The organism is Mesorhizobium sp. M1A.F.Ca.IN.020.06.1.1, from assembly GCF_004023265.1.
Taxonomy (GTDB): Bacteria; Pseudomonadota; Alphaproteobacteria; order Rhizobiales; family Rhizobiaceae; genus Mesorhizobium.
On sequence record NZ_RZSR01000308.1, the window covers coordinates 1 to 5,874 of the forward strand.

The following is a 5,874-nucleotide window of genomic DNA, read 5'->3' on the forward strand; positions in this document are numbered from 1 at the left end:
GCAGCCCTTGCCCGCATGAATGCAGACATCGACGCGCGCGTCATTGCGGCGATGGATCAGCAGCGTCGAGGCGTGGATCGCGGACAGAATGCCGCGCGGGTCGATGTCTGCATTCATGCGGGCAAGGGCTGCCGCGGCCGTCGGGCCGGCCGACAGCCGTTCGAACCGTGCCCACCACCGGGCGAAATGCGTGTCATCCACCCGGCCTGGCGCGAAATTGGGCAAGGTTGCGCCGGTGCCCCAGCAAGTCTCGGCAACCTCGATGAAGGCTTCCAGGCGCTCCGGCGGCATTACCCATTTGTGGAAATGCGCATAACCGCCATAGAGCACGAGTGCTCGCGTCCGCTCCGGATAGGTCGCGGCAAACAGCATCGCCATCGGTGCGCCTTCCGAAGCGCCGAGGATCGCCGCGCGGCCGCTGCCGGCGGCGTCCATCACCGCGCGCACGTCATCCATGCGGGTCTCCAGGCCGGGCAAATGATGGTTGTCCACGCGGTCCGACAGCCCGGTGCCGCGTTTGTCGAACAGAATCAGCCGTGAAAAAGCCGAAAGCCGCTTCAGCAGGCGGCTGTAGCCCTCGTCTTCCCATTGTAGGTCGAGATTGGAGATGAAGCCGGGGACGAAGACGAGATCGAACGAGCCTTGGCCGACCACCTGATAGGCGATCCGCACATCCCCGCTACGGGCATATCTGGTCTCGATCGGCCTCACGCAACTACCCCGCCCGGCCAGACGATCTCCTGTCCTCAACCATAGCAGAGGCAGCCGGCTTGCGGCAGCGAAACTTTAGAGAGCGGAAATACTAAGACCTTTAGCGCCGATGCGGCCCCGAGGCCCTACTTATGCGGAATGGCGCCCTCAGCCTCCGCAGGCTTGCTGTAACCGAGGCTCTTGTCGGCCTGCTCCGCCGTCAGCGGACGCTTGATCTTGGCGGATGCGGCGATCACCAGCTCGTCGAAATCTTCCGGGTCGCCGTCCAGCAGCTCGAAGAACTGCCGCCGCATCCTGGGCTCCCAGAATTTGTTGATGTGCTCGGCAACGCCGGCAATGCCTTCCTCGCGCGGCTTCGAATGGAAGAAGGTGGCGATCTGATTGGCCATGCGCACCAGCTTTTCCTTGGTGCTGGCGATGTGGTCCTCGTCATGCGACATGCTTGGCAACTCCGGAAGCCACCCGTTCGGGGTGGGTGAAAATATCGAAATCGTCGCCGCGCACCAGCGCCACCAGCGTCATCCCGGCGGACTCGGCGGTGCGGATGGCAAGCGCGGTCGGCGCCGAAACCGCCATGATGACCGGGGCACCGATGGCGGCGGTTTTCTGCACCATCTCCACCGACACGCGCGAGGTGACCACGACGGCGCCGCTCGCGCCGTCGATGCCGGCTTTGGCCAGCGCGCCGGCGAGCTTGTCCAACGCATTGTGGCGGCCGACATCCTCGCGCGCCATCACGATACCTTTGCCGGGAACGTAGAAGCCGGCAGCATGCACCGCCCCGGTCTCGGTGTGCAGCGGCTGCTGCTTCGACAGCAGCTTGACCGAACGCGTGACGTCTTCGGCGTCGAGCGTAAGCTTCGACGAACCGACCGCGTCGACCGACCGCATCGCTTCCTCGATGGATTCGATGCCGCACAGGCCGCAGCCGACCGGCCCGGCAAGCCGGCGCCGTCGCGCCTGGAAGCGCGTGTTGGCCCGGTCCTTCAGCTTGATCTGGATGTCGATGCCGGCGCCGAGATCCTCGACTTCGATCGCCTCGATCTCTGCCGGGTCGGCAACGATGCCTTCGGTGAGCGAGAAGCCGAGCGCGAAATCCTCGAAATCGGCCGGGCTCGCCATCATCACCGCATGGCTGGTGCCGGCATAGGAGAACGCGACCGGCGTCTCCTCCGGCACCATGCGGTTCGCAGCCGCCGTGCCGCCGGCACGACGCGCCAGCCGCGAGATTTGCGTCGTGGCTTTGCGGCGCGCGGCCAAGACTACTCCGCCGCTTCCAGCGGGGCGATGCGGCGGCTCTGCTTGGCCTGCTCGTTATAGTCCCTCTGCCACTCGGTCGGGCCGTTAGATGGCGCCACCTGCACGGCGGTGACCTTGTATTCCGGACAATTGGTCGCCCAGTCCGAGAAGTCGGTCGTGATCACATTGGCTTGCGTGTCCGGGTGGTGGAAGGTCGTGTAGACGACGCCGGGCGACACGCGGTCGGTGATCAGCGCGCGCAGCGTGGTCTCGCCCGAACGGCTCGCCAGCCGCACCCAGTCGCCCTCGCGGATGCCGCGGTTCTCGGCGTCGTGCGGATGGATCTCCAGCCGATCTTCGGCATGCCAGGCGACGTTTTCGGTACGCCTGGTCTGCGCACCGACATTGTACTGCGACAGGATACGCCCGGTGGTGAGCAGCAGCGGGTAGCGCGGGCCGGTCCGTTCGTCCGTCGCGACATATTCGGTGCGGATGAACTTGCCCTTGCCGCGCACGAAGCCGTCGACATGCATGATCGGCGTGCCGAGCGGTGCCTTCTCGTTGCAGGGCCACTGCACCGATCCGACACGGTCGAGCAGCTCGAAGGAGACGCCGGCGAAGCTCGGCGTCGTCTTGGCGATCTCGTCCATGATCTCAGACGGGTGCGTGTAGTTCCAGTCGAGCCCAATGGCGCGGGCGAGCTCCTGCGTCGCCTCCCAGTCGGCGTAGCGCGCCTTCGGCTCCAGCACCTTGCGCACCATGTTGATGCGGCGCTCGGCATTGGTGAAGGTGCCGTCCTTCTCCAGGAAGGTCGAGCCCGGCAGGAAGACATGGGCGTAGTTCGCCGTCTCGTTGAGGAAGAGGTCGTGCACCACCACGCACTCCATCGCGGCCAGCCCTGCGGCGACATGCTTGGTGTCGGGGTCGGACTGCAAGATGTCCTCGCCCTGGATGTAGATGCCCTTGAACGAGCCGTCGACGGCGGCATCCAGCATGTTGGGGATGCGCAGGCCGGGCTCCTCGTCCAGCTTCACGCCCCACAGGCTCTCATAGATGTCGCGCACGGCTTCGCCGGAGATATGGCGATAGCCCGGCAGCTCATGCGGGAAGGAACCCATGTCGCAGGAGCCCTGGACATTGTTCTGGCCGCGCAGCGGGTTCACGCCGACGCCCGGACGGCCGATATTGCCGGTGGCCATGGCGAGGTTGGCGATCGCCATCACCGTGGTCGAGCCCTGGCTGTGCTCGGTGACGCCGAGGCCGTAATAGATCGCGCCGTTGCCGCCCCTGGCGTACAGGCGCGCGGCACCCCGGATCGCTTCAGGATCGACGCCGGACAGCTTGCCGACCGTCTCGGGGCTGTTTTCCGGCAGGGCGACGAAGGACGCCCAGTCCTGGAACTCGGCCCAGTCGCAGCGCTCGCGGATGAAGGCTTCGTCGAACAGGCCCTCGGTGACGATGACATGGGCCAGCGCCGTCAGCACCGCGACGTTGGTGCCGGGCTTCAGCGGCAGGTGATAGTCCGCCTCGACATGCGCCGACTTCACCATCTCGGTGCGGCGCGGGTCGAGCACGATCAGCTTGGCGCCCTCGCGCAGCCGCTTCTTCAGCCGCGAGGCGAACACCGGATGCGCCGTAGCGGGATTGGCGCCGATGATGACGGCGACGTCGGTGAATTCGACCGAGTCGAAATCCTGCGTGCCGGCCGAGGTACCGTAGGTTTGGCCGAGGCCGTAGCCGGTCGGCGAATGGCAGACGCGCGCGCAGGTGTCGACATTGTTGTTGCGGAAGCCTTGCCGCACCAGCTTCTGGACAAGATAGGTCTCCTCGTTCGTGCAACGCGAGGAGGTGATGCCGCCGATCGAGCCGCGTCCGTACTGATACTGGATTCGGCGGAATTCCTTCGCCGTGTGGGCAATCGCCTCTTCCCAGCTCACCTCGCGCCACGGATCGGTGATCTTCTCGCGTAGCATCGGCTTCAGGATGCGGTCCTTGTGGGTGGCATAGCCATAGGCAAAACGGCCCTTGACGCAGGAATGGCCGTGGTTCGCCTTGCCGTCCTTGTAGGGCATCATGCGGATGACTTCGTCACCCTTCACTTCCGCCTTGAACGAGCAGCCGACGCCGCAATAGGCGCAGGTCGTGACGGCCGAGCGCTCCGGCATGCCCTTCTCGAGCACGGTCTTCTCGCGCAATGCGTCGGTCGGGCAGGCCTGCACGCAGGCGCCGCAGGACACGCATTCGGAAGCGATGAAATCCTCATGCATGCCGGCGACCATGCGGGACTCGAAGCCGCGGCCCTCGATGGTCAGCGCGAAGGTGCCCTGCACCTCTTCGCAGGCGCGCACGCAGCGTGAGCAGACGATGCACTGCGCCGGATCATAGGTGAAGTAGGGGTTGGACTCATCGCGGGCGATGTAGTCGACCGCCAGCGAGCCATGGCCGGGCGCCACGCCGCCTTCTTCCTTGACGTGGTTGCGGCCTTCGACGCCGTAGCGGTTCTCGGTCAGACCGACCGACTCCGCAACCGCGTCGAACTCGCTGGCGCCGGTTCCGGCCTTCTCGTTCCAGCCGGTCGGGTGGTCGGAGACGTAGAGTTCCATGACGCCACGGCGGATGGCATCGAGCCGCTCGGACTGCGTGCGCACCACCATGCCCTCGCCGACCGGCGTCGTGCAGGATGCCGGCGTGCCGCCGCGGCCTTCGATCTCGACCAGGCAGACCCGGCACGAGCCGAAAGAGTCCAGCATGTCGGTGGCGCAGAGCTTCGGGATCTCGACCCCGCCTTCCATCGCCGCGCGCATGATCGAGGTGCCTTCCGGCACGGTGATGGTTTGCCCGTCGACGGTCAGCGTCACCTGCTTCGCGGCTTTCGACTCCGGCGTTCCGTAGTCGATCTCTTCGATGAGTGTCGGGAAGTCGGCTTTGATGTTCATCTGCCAGCTCCTATTCGGCAGCCACGCGCGTCGGCGCCGGCTTGAAATCTTCGGGGAAATGCGTGATCGAGCTCATCACGGGGTAGGGCGTGAAGCCGCCCAACGCGCAGAGCGATCCGAACTTCATCGTGTTGCAGAGGTCGGTGACCAGAGCGAGGTTCTTCTCTGCTTCGATGCCCGCGGCGACCTTGTCCAGAACCTCCATGCCGCGCGTCGAGCCGATGCGGCACGGCGTGCACTTGCCGCAGCTTTCGATGGCGCAGAATTCCATGGCAAAGCGCGCCTGCTTCATCATGTCGGCGCTGTCGTCGAACACGGTTATGCCGGCATGGCCGATCAGCCCGTCCTTGGCAGCAAAAGCCTCGTAATCGAACGGCGTGTCGAAAAGCGCGCGTGGGAAATAGGCGCCGAGCGGGCCGCCGACCTGCACCGCCTTCACCGGCCGCCCCGAAGCCGTGCCGCCGCCGATCTCGTCGACAATTTCGCCCAGCGTCAGGCCGAAGGCCGTCTCGAACAGGCCGCCATGCTTGACGTTGCCGGCGATCTGGATCGGGATCGTGCCGCGCGAACGGCCCATGCCGAAATCCTTGTAGTAGGCGGCGCCCTTGTCCATGATGATCGGCACGGAGGCCAGGCTGATCACGTTGTTGATCACCGTCGGCTTGCCGAACAATCCCTGGATCGCCGGCAGCGGCGGCTTGGCACGAACCACGCCGCGCTTGCCTTCCAAGCTGTTGAGCAACGAGGTTTCCTCGCCGCAGACATAGGCGCCGGCGCCGACGCGGATTTCCATGTCGAAGGCGTTGGGCGAGCCCAGCACATTGACGCCGAGCACGCCCGCCTTGCGGGCGATCGCGACCGCCTTGTTCATCGTCGCCACCGCATGCGGATATTCCGAGCGGATATAGACGAAGCCCTTCGTCGCGCCGGTGGCGATGCCGGCGATCGCCATCCCTTCGATCAGCACGAAGGGATCGCCCTCCATGAT

At 65.5% G+C, this 5,874-nt stretch carries 5 protein-coding genes; all 5 read right to left on the bottom strand.

The genetic code is table 11. The features are described from left to right. Nucleotides 1-711 (bottom strand): alpha/beta hydrolase (locus EOA60_RS15415; RefSeq protein WP_164899329.1); only part of this gene is annotated, 711 nt, incomplete at its 3' end. Between the two features lie 125 nt (nt 712-836). After that, entirely contained in the window at nt 837-1,151 is a 315-nt protein-coding gene (locus EOA60_RS15420) for a formate dehydrogenase subunit delta (protein ID WP_067003609.1), read from the bottom strand. Then, entirely contained in the window at nt 1,141-1,971 is an 831-nt protein-coding gene (gene fdhD / locus EOA60_RS15425) for a formate dehydrogenase accessory sulfurtransferase FdhD (RefSeq protein ID WP_095824281.1), read from the bottom strand. Before fdhD ends, EOA60_RS15420 begins: the two co-directional genes overlap by 11 nt. A gap of 2 nt (nt 1,972-1,973) precedes the next feature. After that, entirely contained in the window at nt 1,974-4,886 is a 2,913-nt protein-coding gene (fdhF, locus tag EOA60_RS15430; RefSeq protein WP_095824280.1) for a formate dehydrogenase subunit alpha, read from the bottom strand. A 10-nt stretch (nt 4,887-4,896) separates the two neighbouring features. Then, on the bottom strand, nt 4,897-5,874 hold a 978-nt coding region (locus EOA60_RS15435; RefSeq protein WP_281060745.1), incomplete at its 5' end, for an NADH-ubiquinone oxidoreductase-F iron-sulfur binding region domain-containing protein.